The following is a 3465-nucleotide window of genomic DNA, read 5'->3' on the forward strand; positions in this document are numbered from 1 at the left end:
CTTGTTCTTCTTTTTCGGCCTGTTGTTGTAACTCTATTTCTCTTTGTTGTTCTAATTCTTTCCGCGCTTTTTCTCTTATTTCAATATTTTCAGCTAAAGGTTCTTTGATGGTATTAAAGACATGTAAGTTTGTTAAATACTCTTTTGCATTATCAAGAGAATTTTTGTCACTTAATCTGTTTTTATAAATGCTATGTAACCCCTGATAAGTGCCATCTAACTCTATTTCATTTGAATCTAACTCTTTTTCACTTGTATTATCATAAATCGTATAAGATACAGTGATAGTTTCCTCACCAGACTTAACATCAATTTCGTCTAACAACATATCACCTTTATCAATAGAAACTTGTTTCCCAATTGGGATCTTTACTCCATCAACTTTAGAAGATACATCATTAATTACTAAACCAATTTCCAAGTCTATTAACCTCCTTTATGTCAATATTATTTTTCTTCATTTTTTCTCGAATGGTTATTAAAGTTTCAATGTATGCCATTACAGTTTCTTCTTTCCACCCAGCGGTTTGACTTGTTGTTCCTAATAAAATATCAGGGGGAGGGAGTTGATTTTTTTTCTTCATTTTAGAAAAATTGGCATGTTTAATCTCAAAACCATTCTGACTCAAAAGATCAATAAAATCTTTTGAATTCAGATATCCTTTAATAGCATTCACCTTCTTCCAAAACTGACTATTTGAAATATTTTAACTATAACTCTATTATACAGAAAAATTTTTCCAATTTCAATAAATTATTTTCCAAATGGATAATAATTTTCCAATCGGAACAGCATTAACCTGTATTTTACCCCTTGAATACACTGAATATTCTAAATATAAATAATTTTTGTTTACTATTTATCTGGAAAACTATGTATGATAAAATGTAAAATATAGGAGGTGAGTAAAATTTCGCCTTTTATGTCAAATAAAACAAATAAGGATATTAGTAGATTGGAGAGTGAAAGATTAAGTAGAAAATTGAAATTAAAACAAGTTGCAGAAGATTTGGGAATTGTTAAACAGCAATTAAACGCTATAGAAAAAAACAGGCGTACTGTCAGTCCTGAATTGGCGGTAAAAATTGCAAATTACTATTCAAAACCAGTCGAAGATTTTTTTCTTCCCACACGTTTTGAAACACGATCTTTGAAAAATGAATAATGAATTAGGAGTGAAATCATGGTTGGACTTATGAGACACAACAAGGTATTCTCTATGGTATTCAGTATTGTAAGTATTTTTATACTTATGTTTTCAATGGTTTTCCCACACTCAAAAGCAAGTGCAGACGTATTAACATCCGAAAAATACAACAACAAAGGCTGGGTATTTTCAAAACATTTAGGATTTTTCGTTGAAACAGATTTAATCAGACTAGCGGATGGACGTATTGCTTATTGTCTTGATGAACGTCTAAGTTCGCCAAATGGCAATGATTTAGAACCTATGGGACGATTAAGTGATGAAGCTTATCGTGTTATGGCATATGGTTATCCAGAAAAACAACCATCAGAACTAGGAGCATCAAATTGGCAAGAAGCTCACTTTGGTACTCAAGTAGCTCTATGGGTTGTAAACACTGACATTAGTTACAATGATTTACGTTTTGATAATCCTCGTGTAAAAGCTGTAGTTGATAATATCTTAAATGACGTTAGAACAAAAGATACAACACAAGATTTAACATTTGATGTATCACCAACTTCTCATGTTGCACATGTTGAAGGAGATTACTTTAAAGCTGGTGCATTCAAAGTAACAACTAATGCTAAGGGTGGTTCATATACACCACAAGCAATCAATGCTCCAAAAGGTACATATTTCACAAATGCAAATGGTGAACAGAAAACTACATTCAATTCAAATGAAGATTTCTATGTGTACTTTAATAAAAATGAAGCTTCTGGAACTTTCCAAATCAAAGTTTCAGGTGATTTAACAAAAACAGAAACAATATGGTATAAATCACATGATGCTGGTGTTCAAAATTCTCTTGCTTTAGTAACAACTAAACACACACCGGTGCAAGAAAATTTAAGTGTAAATTGGGCTTCTAAGGGTTCACTTGAATTAAATAAAGTTGATGAAAATGGAACTAAATTAGCTGGGGCTAAATTTGATGTAAAAAATGCTAAAGGTGAAACTGTTGCTACTATTACTACCGATGAAAATGGTTATGGAAAAGTTGATAATCTTGATCTTGGTACGTATACCGTAGTTGAAACGCAAGCACCAAACGGTTATGTTTTAGATGCTACTCCACAAAAAGCACAAGTAAACAACGGAGAAGTAGCAAATATTAAATTTGTTAACAAACTTGCTAAAGGGGAAATTGAAATCAACAAAGTTGATGATAGTAATAAACCTTTGGCTGGTGTTGAGTTCACTGTCTACAATGAAAAAGGTGAAGAAATAACTAAAGTTGTTACTGATAAAAACGGTAAAGCATTTGTAAAAGATCTTGCTTTTGGAAAATATTCATTCAAAGAAACTAAGGGCTTGGATGGATATATCGGTAGCACTGAAACTTATAATTTTGAAGTAAAGGAAAATGGTAAAGTACAAACATTTACTGTAACTAACAAACTTGTAAAAGGTTCTATTGAAATCCATAAAGTTGACGATAACAAAAAACCTTTATCAGACGTTGAATTTACTGTCTACAATGAAAAAGGTGAAGAAGTAACTAAAGTTGTTACTGATAAAAATGGTATTGCTTCTGTTAAGGATCTTCCTTATGGAAAATACACATTTAAAGAAACTAAGGCCAAAAATGGTTATGAAGGTTCTAGCGAAGAGATTTCATTCGAAATTACAAAACAAGGTTCTAATCAAGTTTTCAACGTGGTTAACAAACTTGTAAAAGGTTCTATTGAAATCAACAAGACAGGCGATAACAAACAGCCACTAGAGGGCGTTGAATTTACTATTTATGATGAAAAAGGAAACGCATTAAAAGAAGTAATTACAGACAAAAATGGTATCGCTAAATCAGGTGATTTACCATATGGTTCATATCATTTTAAAGAAACAAAAGCGAAAACAGGTTACGTAATTAATAAACAAAAATTCGATTTTGATATCAAAACAAATGGCCAAACATTGAAGTTTGATGTTACAAATAAATTAATTAAAGGTTCTATTGAAATTACCAAAGTAAATGAAGAAAATCAGCCACTTCAAGGGGTTGAATTCACTGTTTATGATCAAAATAATAAAAAAATCAAAACAGTTGTTACTGATAAAGATGGTAAAGCAAAAGTTGATAATTTAATCTTTGGTAAATACTACTTCAAAGAAACTAAGACAATTGAAGGTTATGTAATTAACAATCAAAAATTTGACTTTAGTATTGAAGAGAACGCTAAAACATTGCCGTTCACTGTTACAAATAAAGTAATTAAGGGTAATGTAAAATTAGTTAAAGTAGATGCTGATAATGAAGGTACTAAGTTAAAAG

At 30.8% G+C, this 3465-nt stretch carries 4 protein-coding genes; 2 read left to right on the plus strand and 2 right to left on the minus strand.

The features are described from left to right. A partial coding sequence (locus MR107_RS29465; RefSeq protein ID WP_242293100.1) for a hypothetical protein occupies positions 1-421 on the minus strand: 421 nt, incomplete at its 3' end. Then, a complete protein-coding gene (locus tag MR107_RS29470) occupies positions 399-677 on the minus strand; it encodes a hypothetical protein (protein WP_000991479.1) in 279 nt (92 codons plus the stop codon). The genes MR107_RS29465 and MR107_RS29470, both read right to left, overlap by 23 nt. A 279-nt stretch (positions 678-956) precedes the next feature. Between MR107_RS29470 and MR107_RS29475 the strand changes: the two genes are divergently transcribed. Continuing rightward, on the plus strand, positions 957-1166 hold the full coding sequence (locus tag MR107_RS29475; protein ID WP_242293101.1) for a helix-turn-helix transcriptional regulator: 210 nt from the start codon (positions 957-959) through the stop codon (positions 1164-1166). A gap of 18 nt (positions 1167-1184) precedes the next feature. After that, the coding region (locus MR107_RS29480) for a SpaA isopeptide-forming pilin-related protein (RefSeq protein ID WP_242293102.1) at positions 1185-3465 on the plus strand (2281 nt) is incomplete at its 3' end.

It is taken from the genome of Bacillus cereus group sp. BfR-BA-01441 (assembly GCF_022663075.1).
Taxonomy (GTDB): domain Bacteria; phylum Bacillota; class Bacilli; order Bacillales; family Bacillaceae_G; genus Bacillus_A; species Bacillus_A cereus.